Annotated in this window: 16 protein-coding genes; 5 read left to right on the plus strand and 11 right to left on the minus strand. The window is 72.9% G+C overall.

Annotation, left to right across the window (positions count from 1 at the left end):
- Window positions 1–63: 63 nt before the first annotated feature.
- On the minus strand, window positions 64–828 hold the full coding sequence (locus tag FVS66_RS09525) for an SDR family oxidoreductase (RefSeq protein ID WP_149180582.1): 765 nt from the start codon (window positions 826–828) through the stop codon (window positions 64–66).
- 129 nt (window positions 829–957) lie between these two features.
- Between FVS66_RS09525 and FVS66_RS09530 the strand changes: the two genes are divergently transcribed.
- Window positions 958–2,244, plus strand: a complete 1,287-nt coding sequence (locus tag FVS66_RS09530) for a DUF1343 domain-containing protein (RefSeq protein WP_149180583.1) — start codon at window positions 958–960, stop codon at window positions 2,242–2,244.
- A gap of 257 nt (window positions 2,245–2,501) precedes the next feature.
- On the plus strand, window positions 2,502–3,128 hold the full coding sequence (locus FVS66_RS09535; RefSeq protein ID WP_149180584.1) for a hypothetical protein: 627 nt from the start codon (window positions 2,502–2,504) through the stop codon (window positions 3,126–3,128).
- A gap of 133 nt (window positions 3,129–3,261) precedes the next feature.
- Here FVS66_RS09535 and soxR read toward each other — a convergent pair whose 3' ends face one another.
- Entirely contained in the window at window positions 3,262–3,738 is a 477-nt protein-coding gene (gene soxR, locus FVS66_RS09540; RefSeq protein WP_149180585.1) for a redox-sensitive transcriptional activator SoxR, read from the minus strand.
- 120 nt (window positions 3,739–3,858) lie between these two features.
- Here soxR and FVS66_RS09545 point away from each other — a divergent pair, with 120 nt between their 5' ends.
- Window positions 3,859–4,323 (plus strand): MaoC family dehydratase, encoded by a 465-nt coding sequence (locus FVS66_RS09545; RefSeq protein ID WP_149180586.1) that lies wholly within the window; start codon window positions 3,859–3,861, stop codon window positions 4,321–4,323.
- Here the strand turns inward: FVS66_RS09545 and FVS66_RS09550 are convergent.
- From FVS66_RS09550 to FVS66_RS09560, 3 genes are all read right to left on the minus strand, one after another.
- Window positions 4,314–4,943, minus strand: coding sequence for a TetR/AcrR family transcriptional regulator (locus tag FVS66_RS09550; protein WP_149180587.1), 630 nt, complete (start codon window positions 4,941–4,943; stop codon window positions 4,314–4,316). The two genes, FVS66_RS09545 and FVS66_RS09550, sit on opposite strands and share 10 nt — an antisense overlap.
- An 84-nt stretch (window positions 4,944–5,027) precedes the next feature.
- On the minus strand, window positions 5,028–5,315 hold the full coding sequence (locus FVS66_RS09555; protein WP_149180588.1) for a YiaA/YiaB family inner membrane protein: 288 nt from the start codon (window positions 5,313–5,315) through the stop codon (window positions 5,028–5,030).
- A gap of 139 nt (window positions 5,316–5,454) precedes the next feature.
- Entirely contained in the window at window positions 5,455–6,612 is a 1,158-nt protein-coding gene (locus tag FVS66_RS09560; protein WP_149180589.1) for an acyl-CoA dehydrogenase family protein, read from the minus strand.
- Between the two features lie 57 nt (window positions 6,613–6,669).
- On the opposite strand from FVS66_RS09560, the gene FVS66_RS09565 reads away from it, so the two are divergent.
- Window positions 6,670–7,353 (plus strand): TetR/AcrR family transcriptional regulator, encoded by a 684-nt coding sequence (locus FVS66_RS09565; protein WP_149180590.1) that lies wholly within the window; start codon window positions 6,670–6,672, stop codon window positions 7,351–7,353.
- A gap of 154 nt (window positions 7,354–7,507) precedes the next feature.
- Here the strand turns inward: FVS66_RS09565 and FVS66_RS09575 are convergent, their stop codons facing one another.
- The 6 genes from FVS66_RS09575 to FVS66_RS09600 form a co-directional block, all read right to left on the minus strand.
- Complete coding sequence (locus FVS66_RS09575; RefSeq protein ID WP_149180591.1) at window positions 7,508–8,893, minus strand: MFS transporter; 1,386 nt, start codon at window positions 8,891–8,893, stop codon at window positions 7,508–7,510.
- Between the two features lie 221 nt (window positions 8,894–9,114).
- Complete coding sequence (locus FVS66_RS09580; protein WP_149180592.1) at window positions 9,115–10,200, minus strand: Zn-dependent alcohol dehydrogenase; 1,086 nt, start codon at window positions 10,198–10,200, stop codon at window positions 9,115–9,117.
- 24 nt (window positions 10,201–10,224) lie between these two features.
- Complete coding sequence (locus FVS66_RS09585) at window positions 10,225–11,616, minus strand: aldehyde dehydrogenase family protein (protein WP_149180593.1); 1,392 nt, start codon at window positions 11,614–11,616, stop codon at window positions 10,225–10,227.
- A 143-nt stretch (window positions 11,617–11,759) separates the two neighbouring features.
- Window positions 11,760–12,224: a DUF3574 domain-containing protein gene (locus FVS66_RS09590; RefSeq protein ID WP_149180594.1), complete on the minus strand. Its 465-nt coding sequence runs from the start codon at window positions 12,222–12,224 to the stop codon at window positions 11,760–11,762.
- A 367-nt stretch (window positions 12,225–12,591) separates the two neighbouring features.
- Entirely contained in the window at window positions 12,592–14,889 is a 2,298-nt protein-coding gene (locus tag FVS66_RS09595) for a molybdopterin oxidoreductase family protein (RefSeq protein WP_149180595.1), read from the minus strand.
- Between the two features lie 93 nt (window positions 14,890–14,982).
- Complete coding sequence (locus FVS66_RS09600; protein WP_262386897.1) at window positions 14,983–15,567, minus strand: TetR/AcrR family transcriptional regulator; 585 nt, start codon at window positions 15,565–15,567, stop codon at window positions 14,983–14,985.
- A gap of 297 nt (window positions 15,568–15,864) precedes the next feature.
- Between FVS66_RS09600 and hmgA the strand changes: the two genes are divergently transcribed.
- Window positions 15,865–17,199 carry a homogentisate 1,2-dioxygenase gene (hmgA, locus tag FVS66_RS09605; RefSeq protein WP_187645454.1) on the plus strand — a complete coding sequence of 445 codons (1,335 nt, stop codon included), beginning with the start codon at window positions 15,865–15,867 and terminating at the stop codon, window positions 17,197–17,199.
- Window position 17,200: the final 1 nt, after the last annotated feature.

The raw sequence follows: 17,200 nt of genomic DNA on the forward strand, positions 1-17,200 counted from the left end.
TCTCTCTTCCGTCGTACGGTTCGCCGGGTCGTCGACCGATCTTCCCACTACCCCCCTCGCGGATCACCCTCCGGTGCCCTCCCAGGTGCGCTGGACGCGGTTCATGCCGCCCAGCCAGCGCTCCGGCTCGGCCGCGCGGGCCCGGTAGAAGTCGGCGACCTCGGGGTGCGGGAGGATCAGGAACCGGTCTTCCTCGATGCCCGCGAAGAGCGCTTCGGCGACGTCCTCGGGCTCGATGGCGGTGGGGACGAGCACGAGTTCGCCGGCCGATCCGGCGGCGGTGAGCATGTCCGTACGGACACCCTGCGGGCAGATGGCGTGGACCTTGAGGCCACGGTGGCGGTAGGTGAGCGAGAGCCACTCGGCGAAGGCGTACGCACCGTGTTTGGTCACGCTGTACGGGGCGGCGCCGAGCATGGTGAGCAGCCCGGCGGCCGAGACGGTGGAGACGAACCGGCCGCTGCCGCGCTCCAGCCAGTCCGGCAGCAGGGCCCGGGCGGCGCGGACGTGGGCCATGACGTTGACATCCCAGGCCGCGGACCAGACCGTCTCCTCGGCGAACGCGTCGCCGGGCGAGGCGAGGCCCGCGTTGGCGCAGTAGATGTCTACGGTGCCGCCGAGGACCTCGCGGGCCTCGTCCACGATCGTGGAGGCGTCGCCGGGCACGGCGGTGGCGCCGATCTCGTCGGCGACGGCCTTCGTACGGCCGGGGTCGAGGTCGTTGACGACGACACGGGCACCCTCCGCGGCGAACCTGCGCGCGAGGGCGGCACCGATACCGCCGCCCGCCCCGGTGACGACCACGCCTGCGCCCTGGACCGTACTCATCGTGAACCCCATCTCCGACGTTCGCTGCCTCGCCGACAGACTAACCGGTCGGTATGTACAGCGGGAAGGGGGCCCGCGCTAGCCTGCGAGGTCATGCCGGAGCGTGACGGGGCGATCACGGAGGTGGCCATGAGCGTGTCCAGACGGGGCCTGTTGGCCGCGGGCGGCGCCCTGGGAGCGGCCGGGGCCGTGGGCCTCGCGGCGGCACCCGCGGCGCCCGGGACCGACGAGGGCGGCGACGGCGGTCGCGGTGAAGGTGCCGGGCGGCGTGTACGGACGGGATTCGAGCGGCTCGCGGCGGACGGGTACGGGGTGCTGGCCGGACAGCGCGTCGGCGTGGTCACCAACCCGACCGGGGTGACGCCCGGGGCACGGCACATCGTGGACGTGATGCACGCCGACGACCGGGTGAACCTGGTGGCGGTGTTCGGCCCCGAGCACGGCTTCCGGGGCACGGCCCAGGCGGGCGGATCGGAGGGGCGGTACGACGACCCGGCGACGGGGCTGCCGGTGTACGACACATACCTCGAGAGCGGTCAGGCGCTGGCGGACATCTTCACGGCGTCCGGCGTGGACACGGTGGTGTTCGACATCCAGGACGCGGGCGCGCGCTTCTACACGTACATCTGGACCATGTACGACTGCATGGTCGCGGCGGAGCTGGCAGGGAAACGTTTCGTCGTACTGGACCGGCCGAACCCCATCGGCGGGCGCGCGGCGCTCGGGCCGGTGCTGGACAAGGAGTTCGCGACGTTCGTGGGGCGGGAGCCGATCGCGCAGGCGCACGGGATGACGGTGGCGGAGCTGGCTCGGCTGTTCAACGGGGAGTTCCTGGCGCGGCGGCCGGTCGAGCTGGAGACCGTACGGATGGCGGGGTGGCGACGGCGGGACTTCTTCGACGCGACGGGGCTGCCGTGGGTGCCGCCGAGCCCCAACATGCCCACACCGGACACCGCGCTGGTGTACCCGGGGACCTGCCTGTTCGAGGGCACGAACCTGTCGGAGGGGCGAGGCACGACGCGGCCGTTCGAACTGCTGGGCGCCGAGGGCATCGACCGGCGGTGGGCCGAGGCGGCGAACGGCCTCGGGCTGCCGGGGGTGCGGTTCCGTGAGGCGTACTTCGCACCGGTGTTCTCCAAGTTCCAGGGGAAGACGGTCGGCGGGGTGCAAGTGCACGTCCACGACCGGGCCGCGTTCGACCCCGTACGGACGGGCATCGGGCTGCTGGTGTCGGCGAAGCGGACGTGGAGCGGGTTCGCGTGGCGGGCCGACCACTGGATCGACAAGCTGACCGGGTCGGCGACCGTGCGGACGCTCGTCGACGCGGGCGCGGCGACGGACGAGGTGGTCGGCGCCTGGCAGCGGGATCTGGCGGCGTTCCGGGCGGTGCGGGCGGAGTATCTGCTGTACCGCTGACGACCCAACGGCGGTGAGTCTGCGTTGAGGGCGTTGGCGCCAAGGCGGGTGCCGGAGGTTACTGGCGGTAGGAATCGGTGAAGTGACTGGCCGTCACATTTTCCGGATCGCCGACACCGAACGTCACTCGGCGCCCTTCCGTATCAGTGAGGGGACGTACCGGTAATGGCGCCCATCGGTTTTTCGATGGAGCCGGAGCGGGCACCCGTACGTCTCTTCAACGACGCCGAAGTACCAGCGACGGAGGTGGCGGAGCGATGGCCGGTTTCCGGAGTCTCGCCAGACAGGTTCGTGATCCCGGGTGCGATGTGGCGCTGCGGCGCTACTCGCTGCGCAAATGCCTGGAGCGGTTCGCGCCGTACGGGCACCGGGCCACCTGGGATCACCTGTGCGGACGGCACGGGTTCGGGCCCGAGGACCGGGATCCCGATCCGGCGCGGCTGGTGGCCGCGCTGGAGGAGTTGGAGGAGGCGCGGGCCGTGTGGCTCGTGTACGAGCGGGAGTTCGCGGAGCGCCGTCGGCGGGAGAAGCACCTGGGGCTGCGGCGGCCGGCGGCGGTCGACGACTGGCACCGGCGCACCTGGGGCGGCAACGGGGTCGCCCGGTGCGTCGACCCGGCGGTGCACCCGGCGATGCCGTTGGGAGAGGCGCTGCGGCGGCTGATATCGGCCCTGGAGGCGGCGCCGGGCGCGCGCTGCCCGGTGTGCGACGGGGCGGGGTTCGTGTGGCGGCCGGGCGGCACGGGCGTGCCCGGGTGCGGGCCGGTGTGCACGGAGTGCGGGGTGGTGGTGCCCGCGCCCGTACTGACGGACGAGGCGCTGTCGGCGGCGCGGGGGCCGGCGGTGCACGGGGGCGCGGTGCGGGAGTTGGCGGCCGTGGGGTGAGCGGCGGATCGTACGGGGTGTGAGCGGGGGCGCGTGGAGGTGGGTACGGGCGCCGTCTCGCACCACACCCCCGCGCCGGCGCGCGGCCGGCCGGGGGTACGCGCGGACGGCACGGAGCACGAGCAGCCCGGCGCTACTCCTTCGAGCCCTTCGTGGTGCGCTCGGGCAGCAGGCGCGATCCGGCGATGCGCTCGCCGATCGCGTCGTCCGGGTTCGACAGCACGCAGGTGTCGAGGGACAGACAGCCGCAGCCGATGCAGTCGGTGAGGTGGTCGCGGAGCCGGCCGAGCTGCTGGATACGGGCGTCCAGCTCGGAGCGCCAGGCCCGGGAGAGCCGCGCCCAGTCCTCGCGGGTGGGCGTGCGCTCCTCGGGCAGCTCCGCGAGGGCCTGCCTGATGGTGGCCAGGGGGATACCGACGCGCTGCGCGGCCCGCACGAAGGCGACGCGGCGCAGCGCGTCCCTGCTGAAGCGGCGCTGGTTGCCGCTGGTGCGGCGGCTGCTGATCAGGCCCTTGGCCTCGTAGAAGTGCAGGGCGGAGACGGCCGCCCCGCTGCGTGCGGAGAGCTGGCCGACGGTGAGCTCATGGATCTTCTCTGGAATCTGCGGCACCCCTCGAACCCTACTGGTCCGTTGACAAGGGCAACCGGCCCCAGCATGCTAAGCAAGCGCTTGGACATGCGCGGTAAGCGGTAAACGATATGTGGTAATGGCCTGGGAGAGGGAGCAGGGATGGCAGAGCCGAGGATCTTCACCTCCGCCGACGAGCTGCGCGCCGCGGTGGGCGAGCAGCTGGGGCGAAGCGACTGGCTGGAGGTCGACCAGAAGCGGATCGACCTGTTCGCCGATGCCACCGGGGACCACCAGTGGATCCATGTGGACCAGGAGCGGGCCGCGGCCGGTCCGTTCGGGACGACCATCGCGCACGGCTATCTGACGCTGTCGCTGCTGCCCGCGCTCGTACCGCAGGTCCTGCGGGTCGAGGGCATGAAGATGGGCGTCAACTACGGCACGAACAAGGTGCGGTTCCCGGCGCCGGTGCCGGCGGGCTCCCGGGTGCGCGCGAGCGCGGTCCTCCAGGCCGTCGAGGACGCGGGCGGCGGCGGGGTGCAGGTGACCGCGCTGGTCACGGTGGAGCGTGAGGGCGGCGACAAGCCGGTGTGCGTCGCCGAGTCGCTGTCCCGCTACTACTTCTGAACCGCGCGGACCATGCGCAGGACGAGGTCGGCGTAGAGATCGCCGACCTCGTCCGGCGTACGGCGGCCCTGCGCGTTGAACCAGCGCGCCACGTCGATGCAGAGCGAGAGGACGGCCAGGGTGGTGCCGGGCACGTCCGGGACGTCGAACTCGCCCGCCTCGACGCCCTCGCTGATGATCCGGCGCACCACGGCGTCGGTCCCGCGGCGCAGCTCGATGATCTCGGCGCGGTGCTCGGGGGCGAGGGCGTCGAGCTCGTACTGGACCACGCGCGCGGTGGTGTGCCGCTCGGCGTGCCAGCGGACGAACTTGCGTACGGCGTCGGCGAGCCGCTCGGCGGCGGTGCCGGGGGCGGACGCCGCCGCCTCCAGGATCTCCAGGGCCTTGTCGTGGCCGATCCGGCTGATCCGATGGAGCAGCTCTTCCTTCGTCTTGTAGTGGATGTAGAGCGCGGCCGGGCTCATCCCGGCGCGGCCCGCGATGTCGCGCGTCGTGGTGGCGTGGTAACCCCGCTCGGCGAAGGCGTCCACGGCGGCGATGAGGAGCCGCCTGGCCGCGTCAGGGGTGACCTCTTCCCACGGCGTCTCGTCGCCGCCGGCTGTCTCCTCCGCCGTACTCATCGTTCGCCCCTTCCCATCACACAAGGAACGAACACCATACCGCGAAGCTGAGCAAGCGCTTAGAGCGCGGGTCCGGAGCAGGGCTCAGAGTTTCTGGAAGGGGTCGTGCTCGGCGAGCAGCTTCTCCAGGCGCGCCTGGTCGACGCGGCTGACGATCTGCCCCGCCTCCTGACGGTCGCGGACGACCTTGGCGAGCGTGAACGCGGAGGTGGTGAGGTAGAGCACGGCGATACCGAGGAAGGCGCGCACCCAGGCATCGGCGTCCAGGTTGGCGACTCCCAGGGCGACGGCCGCCAGGGCTATGCCGAAGGAGGCGACGGCCTGGCCGTAGTAGGCCGCGGTGTTCTGCTGCTTGACCGGTGTGTCACTCATGCCGTCGAGCATGCTCGGCTGTGGCGCGGGACACATCCGCGCACATACTCAGACCGCGTACTCAGACTCCGTATTCAGCCACCCCGCGCAGAGGCCGTACACAGCGGCCGTACGCAGCGGCCGCACCCGGGCCCGGCGCTCAGAACGCCGATACGCCGGTGAGCGCGCGGCCGATGATCAGCTTCTGGATCTGGCTGGTGCCCTCGTAGAGCGTCATGACGCGGGCGTCGCGGAGCAGTTTGCCCACCGGGTACTCGTCGATGTAGCCGTAGCCGCCGAACACCTGGAGGGCGTTGTTGGCGCAGTGCACTGCGGCCTCGGAGGCGAACAGCTTCGCCTGGGACGCGGCGGTGGCGAAGTCCTGGCCGCGGTCGACGAGGTCCGCGACCCGCCAGGTCAGCAGCCGGGCCGCGTCGACGTCCACGGCGATGTCACTGATCAGCTCCTGCACCAGCTGGTACGAGGCGATGGGCCTGCCGAACTGCTCGCGCTCCCCCGCGTAGCCGACGGCCGCGTCCAGCGCCGCCCGGGCTATACCCACACAGCCGGCGGCGACCGACATCCGGCCCTTGGCCAGGGCGGACATGGCGACGGCGAAGCCCCTGCCCTCGGGACCGAGGAGCGCCCCGGCGGGGACGCGGACGTCCTGGAGGACCAGCTCGGCGGTGGCCTGGCCGCGCAGGCCCAGCTTGCCGTGGACGGCGCGGCGGGTCAGGCCGGGGGTGTCGGCGGGGACCAGGAAGGCGGAGATGCCGCGATGGCCGGGGACGTCGCCGGTGCGGGCGAAGAGCAGGACGACGTCGGCCCAGGTGCCGTTGGTGATGAACATCTTGGAGCCGTTGATCACCCAGTCGCCGCGCCCCGTGTCGCGTACGGCACGAGTGGCCAGGCCGGCGGCGTCGGAGCCGGTGCCGGGCTCGGTGAGGCCGAAGCAGCCGAGGGTGTCGCCGGAGGTGAGCCCGGGCAGCCAGGCGCGCTTCTGCTCCTCGTCGCCCCAGGTGGCGATGGTCTTGGCGACCAGGCCCAGCGAGACGGAGACGATGCCGCGCACGGCGGAGTCACCGCGCCCCAGCTCCTCGGTGACCAGGCAGTACGCGAGGTGGTCGCCGCCGGAACCGCCGTACTCCTCCGGGACGGTGAGGCCGAGGAAGCCCAGCCTGCCGAGCTTCTTCACGATGGCCCGGTCGACGCTCTCGGCGCGGTCCCAGGCGGCGGCGTGCGGGGTCACCTCGCGGCGGACGAAGTCCTCGGCGAGCCGGCGGACGGCTTCCTGCTCCTCGCTGAGCTCCAGGTTCACGCGGGCCCCCTTTAATTATCAGTGCTAGTTTTTATGGGCAGCCCTACTATGAGCCGCATGGCCAGACCGCGCAAGCCCCTCCTCAGCCGAGCACGCATCGTCGCCGCGGCGGCCGCACTGGTCGACGCGGAGGGGCTGGAAGCGGTCTCGACCCGGCGTCTCGCCGGCGAACTCGGAGTCAGCGGGCCGTCCCTGTACAACCACTTCCGGACGAAGGACGAGATCCTGGAGGCGGTCGCGGACGCGGTGAGCGCCCAGGTCGATCTGTCGATGTTCGACGAGGGCGACGGCCGTGACTGGCGTACCGCACTGCACGACTGGGCGGTCTCCTACCGCGCCGCGCTCACCGACCACCCGAACATCGTCCCGGTCCTCGCCCGGGGCCCCGGGCGGCGCCCGGCCGGTCTGCGGGTCGCCGACGCGGTGTTCGGCGCGATGGTGCGGGCCGGCTGGCCGCCCGCCCAGGCGACGTACATCGGCGCGCTCATGCGGTACTTCATCACCGGCTCGGCGCTCGGCTCCTTCGCCCGCGGCTTCGTCGACGACGAGACGGCGTACGACCCGGCCGACTATCCCCACCTGGGCCAGGCGCACCTGCTCGCCGAGCGCCGCGAGAAGGTCGACGAGGGCGCCTTCGAGACGGGGCTCCGGGCCCTGCTGGACGGGCTGGCCCACCAGCACGCGGAGGTGGCGGCGGCGGGGGTCACGGGCCGTGACACTTCGGCGGCCGCCGAAGGATGAGCGGGCGATGCCGGACCGCAGCGGACGCTCGGGCGGCACAGCTGGTGGAGGACCTGGCCGCGCACACCGGGGGCGGTCCGCCTGGCGGGCGTGGCGGTGTCGCGCTCCCGGCCGCGAGGGCGGGCCGGGGCGGCCGGGAGCGCGGACGCCACGGTCAGTCCCGGGCGGCCGCCGGAGCCGTCTCCGCCTCCGGCGACTCCTGGCCCTCCCGCGCCTCCTTCGCGGCCCCGGCCGCACGGGAGGACAGGATCTTGATGGAGATCAGGGCGATCACCGCGAGACCGATGATGTAACCGGAGACGGACATCGACGTCCCGGTCGCCTCCAGGAGCAGCACCATCACGAACGGCGCCAGTCCGCCACCGAGCACGGCCGCGATCTGGTAGCCGAGCGAGGCCCCGGTGTACCGCATCTCCGCCGTGAACAGCTCGGCGAAGAGCGCCGCCTGCGGCCCGTACATGATGCTGAGGAAGCAGCTGCAGACGAAGGTGCCGACGGCCAGCCACAGCAGTGACGCGGTGTCGATGAGCAGGAACATCGGGACGGCCCACAGCAGCAGACCGACCGCGCCCGCGGCGTAGATGCGCAGACGTCCGACGCGGTCGGACAGGGACGCCGCCGCGGGTATCAGCACCAGCTGGGTGAGGCTGACTCCGAGGGACACCATCAGCACGGAGCTGCGGTCCATGGACAGGGTCCGCGTCGAGTAGTCCAGGACACCGGTGATGACGATGTAGAACGTCGCGGTGTTGACGGCGAAGGACCCGCCCGCCAGGAACACCGTGCCCATGTGGTGGCGGAGGATCGTGCCCAGCGGGGACCGGGCCTTGGTCTTCTCCTGCTCCGCCAGGGCACGCTCGGCCTCCTTGAAGGCGGGGGTCTCCTCGACCTTCGCGTGGATGTACCAGGCGAGGCCGAGCACCAGGAAGCCGACGAAGAACGGCACGCGCCAGCCCCAGGCGACGAACGACGCGTCGCTGGTGAGGGCGCCGGCGATCAGGAAGACGGTGTTGGCGGTCACGACGCCGATCGGGACGCCGAGCTGGACGAGGCTGCCGTACAGGCCGCGCTTGCCCTCGGGGGCGTACTCGGTGGCCATGAGCATCGCGCCGCCCCACTGGGCGCCGACGGCGATGCCCTGGAGGACGCGGAAGACGACGAGGAGCACCGGGGCGGCGATGCCGATCGTCGCGTACGTGGGAAGCAGGCCGATGCCGACTGTGGCGAAGCCCATCAGGGTGAGCGCGAGGACCAGCATGGGCTTACGGCCCCGCTTGTCACCGAGCTGACCTGCGATGACGCCACCGATGGGGCGGGCCAGGAAGCCGACGGCGAAGGTGGCGAAGGCGGCGAGGACACCGGCCGACGAACTGCCCGCCGGGAAGTAGAGATCACCGAGCACGAGGGCCGCGGCGATACCGAAGACGAAGTAGTCGTACCACTCGACGGCCGAGGCGAGCGCGGCCGCGGTGGCCACTCTTCGCCGGTTGCCGTCGGTTGGGGTGGGCGTGGTGGGAGCGGGTGCGGGTGCCGTGTCCATGCGGTGCACACTCCGATGGGTGCGGGGGACGAGAGGGGGCGGAGCGCCTTGATTGACGGGGACCGTACCGACCGGCTGGTATGTAGTCAACGCACTGAACGGCATCACTTTCCGGTCAGCTATTACCCTCGGTACGGTGCTGTCGGGGCGGCGTCCGGGCAGCACGAGCACCCCGGCCGCGCGAGGACGGCCGGGGTGGGTGCGGTGCCTGTGGTACGGGCCTAGAAGACGATCAGGGCGCGGCCCCCCTTGCCCGCCAGCATGTTGTCGAAGGCGGACGGGATGCCGTCGAGGGTGATGCGGTCCGTGACCAGGGCGCTCAGGTCGAGGCGCCCGGCGCGGACGTGCTCGGCCAGGACGGGCAGATCCCGGGCCGGGTCCGAGTTGCCGTACACGCAGCCGGAGAGGGTGCGGCCCCAGTGGAAGATCTCCAGGGCGTTGAACGTCACCTGCTGCTCCTTGCCGCCGATGCCGACGACCGTCGTGCGGCCGCCGCGCCGGGTGGAGTCCCAGGCGGTACGGATGGTGGCGGCCCGGCCGACGCACTCGACGGCCACGTCGGCGCCGTGACCGCCGGTCAGTTTCCGGATCTCCTTCGCCGTGGTGCCGGAGGCGACGAGGAAGTCCGTCGCACCCGCCGCCCGCGCCAGGGGCTCCTTCTCCGCCGACACGTCGACCGCGACGACCGGCCCCGCGCCCGCGATCCGGGCGGCCTGAAGGGCGGCCAGGCCCACCCCGCCGGCCCCGAACACGACGACCGACTCGCCTTGGCGGACCCGTGCGGAGTGGTGGACCGCGCCGTAGCCCGTGAGGACGGCGCAGCCGAGGAGCGCCGCGTCGGTGAGCGGTACGCCGTCGGGGACGGGCAGCACGCAGTCCGCGGCGACGACGGTCTCCTCGGCGAACGCGGCGACGTTCAGGCCCGGGTGGAGCTCCGTACCGTCCTCGGTGATGGCGTACACGCGGCCCACGCCGCTCAGCGCGTCGGCGCAGAGCCACACCTCGCCGAGCCCGCAGTGGTGGCAGGCGCCGCAGGACGGCGCCCAGTTGAGGACGACCCCGTCCCCGGGCGCGACCCGCGTGACACCCTCGCCGACGGCGACGACGGTGCCGGCGCCCTCGTGACCGAGGACGGCGGGGACGGGCACACGCATGGTGCCGTCGGACAGGGACAGGTCGGAGTGGCAGACCCCGGCGGCGGCGAGGCGGACCCGGACCTGGCCGGGGCCGGGCTCGGGGAGTTCGATGCCGGCTATCTCCAGCGGAGACCCGACGGACGGCAGGACGGCGGCGCGTACGACCACGATCGTTCTACTCCTGGCTCAGAGGTGTCAGAACTGGAGGGACTTGGTGTGCAGGTACTCGGTGAGTCCGTGGGCACCCAGCTCGCGGCCGACGCCCGACTGCTTGTAACCGCCGAAGGGCGCGAGCGGGTTGAACCGGCCGCCGTTGATGTCGACCTGGCCGGCCTCCATACGCCGGGCGAAGGCGACGGCCGCCCCGGGCTCGCCCCACACGGCGCCCGCGAGCCCGTACACGGTGCCGTTGGCCATCCGCAGCGCCTCCTCCTCGTCCTCGTACTTCAGGAGCGCGACGACCGGGCCGAAGATCTCCTCCTGAGCGATCGTCATGTCCGGCGTGACGTCCGCGAAGACGGTCGGCGCGACGTAGTAGCCGCGGTCCAGGGGCGCTTCGGGCCCGCCCGCGACGAGCCGGGCGCCTTCGGCGAGGCCCTTCTCGATGTAGCCGACGACCCGGTCCCGCTGGTCGGCGCTGACGAGCGGGCCGACGTCCTTGCCCGGCGTGTGCCCGGCGACGGCTTCGGCGGCGATGGCCACCGCCTCCTCGTACTGGTCCTTGTGAACGAGGACCCGGGTGAGGGCGTTGCACCGCTGGCCGGAGTTGAACATGGCGTTGGCGATTCCGAGGCCGACGGCCTCGGCCAGGTCGGCCCCGGGCAGGATGACACTGGCGGACTTGCCGCCGAGTTCCAGGGCGACCCGCTTGACTGCGCCGCCCGCCGCCGCGCCGACGCGCCTGCCGACCCCCGTGGAGCCGGTGAAGGAGATCAGGTCGACGCCGTCGTGCTCGACGAGGGCCTGACCGGCGACCGGGCCGAGGCCGGTGACCAGGTTGAAGACACCCGCCGGGAAGCCCGCCTCATGGACGGCCTCGGCGAACAGGCGCGCGGTGAGCGGGGTCTCCTCGGCGGGCTTGAGGACGACGGTGCAGCCCGCGGCGAGCGCCGGGGCGACCTTGGCGACGACCTGGTGGAGCGGGAAGTTCCAAGGCGTGATCGCGCCGACGACGCCGACCGGCTCCAGCAGCACGGTGGAGTTGCCGATCTTCTCCTCGAAGGGGTACGTCCCGAGCAGCTCGGCGTACGAGCCGGTGACCACGACCGGCAGCCCGGCGTGCACGGCGTGGGCGGGCTTCGGCGGGGCACCCAGCTCGGCGGTGACGGTCGCGGCGACCTCGTCCTGCCGGGCCACGAGGGCGTCGCGCAGGGCGGTGAGGCGGGCGGCGCGCTCGGCGGGCGGGGTGGCGGCCCAGGCGGGGAAGGCCGCCCGGGCGGCGCGTACGGCCGCGTCGACGTCCTCGGCCGAGCCTGCCGGCACCTGGGCGATGACCTGTTCGTCCGACGGGTTCACCACGGCGATGGTGCCGGTGCCGGCGGCGGGCCGCCACGCGCCGTCGATGTACATCCCCTCGTGGATCTTCATCCGCTCTGTCTCCTTCGGCCTGGCTCACTGTGTGGCTGTCGTCCCCCGACGACCCAAACTAGCGGCGGTAGTTTTCTATCGCCAGAGCCAGGCGCCACGGAATGGGGCGAACCTGCCGTACGGCCCCTCCCGGCCGGCCCCGGTCAGAAGTCGACGCGGACCCGGTCGTCGACCCGTCCGACGGACTCCTGGCCGAAGGCGCGCTTGTAGGCCTCGCGGATCTGCTCGATCCTGAGGCCGCCGACACGGGCGTCGGCGGTCGGGTAGAGCAGCATCAGCTCGTAGGACCGCTCCCGCTCGATCTTCCCTGCGGCGTCCCGCCACTGGCCGTGCCCCTCCTGCACGGTGAGCCCGTCCGGGAAGCGGGGGGTGACCTCGCGGTCCACGAAGGCCATGAACTGCCGGTCGGTCACGTCGGGGCCGCCGTCGGGGCGCTCGGTGCCGAAGAGGAGCCGGGTCTCGACAAACGGCTGGGACGCGGCGGACGCGGCGGCGGGAGCCGCTTCGTCGCCCAGGGTCGCGTACGCGGTGGGGGCGCCGACCGCGACGAGGGCGACGGCCGCGGCGGCGGAGAGGCGGGCGCGGGCGGTGAGGGCGCGGACGGGCATGCGGGGTCTCCTCTGCGACGACGGGCACCGGGAGGTGCGGCGGAGCGACGATCACTGTGGCAGGGAGACTCCGCGAAGGCGCGCGGAAACACTGGTTCCGGCCGGAATCACCCGGCGGGCCCACGCGGTACGGCGTGGGCCCGCCGCGAGCGCCGCACCGACGCCGGACTCCGAACCGTCGTCGGACGGGGTCTCCGCCATGCCGCCGCCGCCCGCGCCGACACCGCCGCGCGGACCCTGGCCGTTCCGGCCGCTGCCCGCCTTCGGGACAGCCGACGCGGAACACCTCCGTCTTCCCGGCACCGCCGGCCCCTCCGGAGGTCCAGGTGAACCTGTACCCGACGGCGTGCCGCGCCCGGTCGCCCGGTCAGCCCACCGGCGACACCTCCACCGGGAAGCCGTTGAGGACGGCGTTGCCGGAGAGGGGGTCGAGGCGGGTGCCGTCGAGGAGTTGGTTGACATTGACGCCGGGGCGGGCGGCGGCGACGGCCATGCGGGTGCCGGGGCGGTCGTGGCCCCAGCCGTGCGGGAGACTCACCACTCCCCTGCGGATCGCGTCCGTGACCTCGACCGGGGCCTCGAGTTCGCCGCCCTCGCCCTTGATTCGGGCCGGTGCGCCGTCGGCGAGGCCGAGGCGGGCCGCGTCGTCGGGGTGGACCTGGAGGGTGCAGGTGTTGGTGCCGCGGTTGAGGGCCGGGATGTTGTGCAGCCAGCTGTTGTTGGAGCGCAGATGGCGGCGGCCCACCAGGACCAGCCGGGCCGGGGTGCCGTCGAGGGCCTTACGCAGACGGGGCAGGTCGGCGGCTATCGGGGCCGGGAGCAGCTCGACGCGGCCGCTGCGGGTCTTCAGGCCCCGCGGAAGCCGCGGCTGGAGCGGCCCCAGGTCGATGCCGTGCGGGTTGGCGAGGAGCTGGTCGAGGGTCAGCTCGTACGGACCGAGGCGCAGCATCAGGTCGAGGCGCCGCTCGGCGGACGTGCCGCCGGTGAGCCGGGCCGCGAACTCGGCCGGGTCCTGGCCGTGGGCGGGCGAGTGGGGTTCGGTCACCGCCCTGGCGAGGGTGCGGTCGATTGCCAGGGCGTCCACGGCGTCCGCGGCGTCCACGGCGTCCACGGCGTCCACGGCGTCCACGGCGGAAGCGTGCCTCCCGGGGCTCTCGGGGCTCTCGGGGCTCTCGGCTTCGCCCGAGCGGAGGAGGCCCTGGTCCGTGACCGCGAGGATCAGCCGGGCGTGTATCTCGCACTCGCTCATCAGGCCCTCCTCCAGCGGGACGGCGGCCGGGGAGAAGCGGACCTGGTTGCGGATGGCGAAGTTGTTGAACGCGAAGTCGAAGTGGGCGCTCTGCGCGGGCGGCGGCGGGGGCAGGACCACGTCGGCGTGGCGGGTGGTCTCGTTGAGGTACGGGTCGATGGCGACCATGAACTCCAGACCGTCGGCGAGGGCGCGGTCCAGGCGGTCCCCGTCCGGGGCGGAGAGGACGGGGTTCGCGGCGATCGAGATCAGCGCGCGCATCCGGCCCTCGCCCGGGGTGTCGATCTCCTCGGCGATCACGGAGATCGGCAGTTCGCCCTTGGCCTCCGGGTGACCCGACACTCGGCTCGCCCAGCGGCCCAGGTCGAAGCCCCGGCCGGGCCCGGCGGGGCGGAGCGCGGGCGCGGTGGCGGAGAGCGGGAACAGGGCGCCGCCCGGCCGGTCGAGGTTGCCGGTCAGGACGTTCAGGACGTCCACGAGCCAGTTGGTGAGGGTGCCGTACGCGACGGTGCTGCCGCCCACGCGCGCGTAGACGGCCGCGGAGGGCGCCGCCGCCAGCTCGCGGGCCATCACGCGGATGAGGTCCGGCTCCAGGTCGCACGCTTCGGCGACCGCCTCGGGCGTGAAGTCCCGTACCGCCGCCGCGACGTCCTCGACGCCCTCCACATGGGGGCCGAGGTCGCCGAGGTCGGTGAGGTCCTCGGCGAACAGCACCTGGGCCAGCGCGGCCAGGAGCAGGGCGTCCGTACCGGGGCGGATCGCCACATGCCGGTCGGCGAGGCGGGCGGTGCGGGTGCGGCGCGGGTCGACGACCGTGAGGGTGCCGCCGCGCTTGCGCAGGGCCTTGAGGCGGCCGGGGAAGTCGGGTGCGGTGCACAGGCTGCCGTTCGACTCCAGCGGGTTGGCGCCGAGCATCAGCAGATGGGCCGTGCGGTCCAGGTCCGGGACCGGGATGGCGTGCGGGTCGCCGAAGAGCAGCCCGCTGGAGACATGCTTGGGCATCTGGTCGACGGTGGACGCGCTGAACACGTTCCTGGTGCGCAGCGCGCCGAGCAGCAGGGGCGGATAGAGGGCGCCGGCCATGGTGTGGACGTTCGGGTTGCCCAGGACGACGCCTACGGCGTTCGGGCCGTGGGCGGCCAGGAGCGGCGGGAGCCGGCGGGCGACGACATCGAACGCCTCGTCCCAGCCGGCCTCGCGCAGGGTGCCGTTCTCGCGGACGAGCGGGGTACGCAGCCGGTCGGGGTCGGCGTCCAGCTCGCCGAACGACGCCCCCTTGGGACAGATGAAGCCCCGGCTGAAGATGTCGTCGCGGTCCCCGCGGACACCGGTGACACGGGTGCCGCTGATGGTGAGGGTCAGCCCGCAGGTGGCTTCGCAGAGCGGGCAGATACGCGGTGCGGTGGTGGTGGACATCGGGTCTCCCCCGGCTCTACGGCGGACATCGGACGGCGGGCTGCTGATGCGAACGGAGCCGAGCATACCGACCGGTACGCACGTTGGCGACGGTCAGCGCAGAACCGGCCCGAGACAGGCGTGGAGCAGCTCCCTGGTCTCGGCGATCAGCGCCGGATCACCGTCCGGGTCCGCCCGGAACGCGAGCCGCAGCAGCGCGTCCGCCACCTCGACGCCGACGAGGACCTTGCGGCGCAGCACCTCGCCCGCGTCCGCGCGCTCCGCGAGGAGGGCGCAGATCCGGTCCGCCACGAGACGGTTCGGGTCGTCGTCCGGCGCCTCGGCGGGGCCCGGCACTCCGAAGTCCACCAGGGCGAAGCCGGGCACGGTGCGCTTCATCGCGAGGTACTCGTCGAGTACGACGTCGACGGCGGCGTGCGCGCCCAGGTCGGCGTGGTCCGCGAGGCGGGCGGTGATCCGTGTGGCGTAGCGGTCGAGGTTGCGGTGGGCGAGCGCGGTCGCCATGGCGCGCTTGCTGGAGAAGAACCGGTAGACGGAGCCGATCGGCACGCCGGCGCGCAGGGCGACGTCCCGGGTGCTGAGCTCTTCGTAACCGGTCCCGTCGAGGAGTTCGGCGCAGGCGTCGAGGATGCGGGCCAGACGCTCGGCGCTGCGCCGCTGGACGGGGGCCCGGCGCAGGGAGGGCGGGCGCCACCGCGACGGGACGTGGGGCCTGGACCACCGTGTTGAGGTGGGAGGGGGCCTGGGGCCGGGACGGGGACTTCGGCGGGGACTGCGGCGGGGACTGCCGCCGGGGCTGCGACTGTGGCACGGGTTCCATGATGCGGACGAGGGCGGCCGCCGCAGGGCCGTGCGGGGAACCCCTCGGGCGGCGGGACCGTCCCATCCTCACCCCCGCGGCCCAGCCCCCGTTGACGCGGGCCGCCTGGAATCCTACGGTCTTACATAGGATTCCATGAGCAGCAGGAGCACGCGATGAGCATGGGCGGCGCCGTACCGGCGAACGAGCAGACGCGAAAGACCGCCGAGAGCCTGGAGTACCTCTCCGGCTTCGGCAACGAGCACCATTCGGAGGCCGTCCCCGGCGCCCTGCCGCAGGGCCGGAACTCCCCGCAGCGCGCCCCGCTCGGGCTCTACGCGGAGCAGCTGAGCGGCAGCGCCTTCACCGAGCCACGCGCCCAGAACCGCCGCTCGTGGCTGTACCGCATCCGCCCGTCCGCCGCGCACCCGCCGTTCACGCGCACCGGCAACGGCGCCCTCCGCACGGCCCCGTTCACCGAGTCCGTGCCGGACCCGAACCGGCTGCGCTGGAACCCGCTCCCGGCCCCGGCGCCCGGCACGGACTGGCTGGCCGGCCTGTGGACCGTGGGCGGCAACGGCGACGCGGCAGAGCGCAACGGCATGGCCGTGCACCTGTACCACGCCGACAGCTCCATGGACCGGGTGTTCAGCGACGCCGACGGCGAGCTTCTGATCGTCCCCGAGCACGGCGGGCTGCTGCTCCGCACCGAGCTGGGCCTGCTCGCCGCCCGCCCCGGAGAGGTGGCGCTGATCCCGCGCGGTGTCCGCTTCCGCGTCGAGCTGCTGGACGCGACCGCGCGCGGATACGTGTGCGAGAACTACGGCCGCCCGTTCGAGCTGCCGGAACTCGGCCCGATCGGCGCCAACGGACTCGCCAACCCGCGTGACTTCCGGGCGCCCGCCGCCGCGTACGAGGACGTGGAGGGCCCCGTCGAGGTCGTCAACAAGTACTGCGGCAATCTGTGGCGGGCCACGTACGACCACTCGCCGCTGGACGTCGTCGCGTGGCACGGCACCCATCTGCCGTACGTCTACGACCTGCGGACCTTCAACGTCATCGGGACGATCAGCTACGACCACCCCGACCCGTCGGTCTTCACCGTCCTCACGTCCCCGTCGGACACCCCGGGTCTCGCGAGCGTCGACTTCGTCGTCTTCGCGCCGCGCTGGCTGGTCGGCGAGGACACGTTCCGGCCGCCGTACTTCCACCGCAACGTGATGAGCGAGTACATGGGCCTCATCGAGGGCGCGTACGACGCGAAGGCCGAGGGCTTCGTGCCCGGCGGCGGGTCGCTGCACAACATGATGTCCGCGCACGGCCCGGACCGGGAGACGTTCGACAAGGCGAGCGCCGTCGAGCTGAAGCCGCAGAAGGTCGACGACGGCCTGGCCTTCATGTTCGAGACCCGCTGGCCGGTCACGACCACGGCCCAGGCCGCGAACGCGGACCACCTGCAGCCGGGGTACGACGACGTGTGGCAGGGTCTGGAGCGCCACTTCCGCTCGTAGC

Source organism: Streptomyces sp. TRM49041 (assembly GCF_008271805.1).
In the GTDB taxonomy this organism is placed as follows: Bacteria; Actinomycetota; Actinomycetes; order Streptomycetales; family Streptomycetaceae; genus Streptomyces.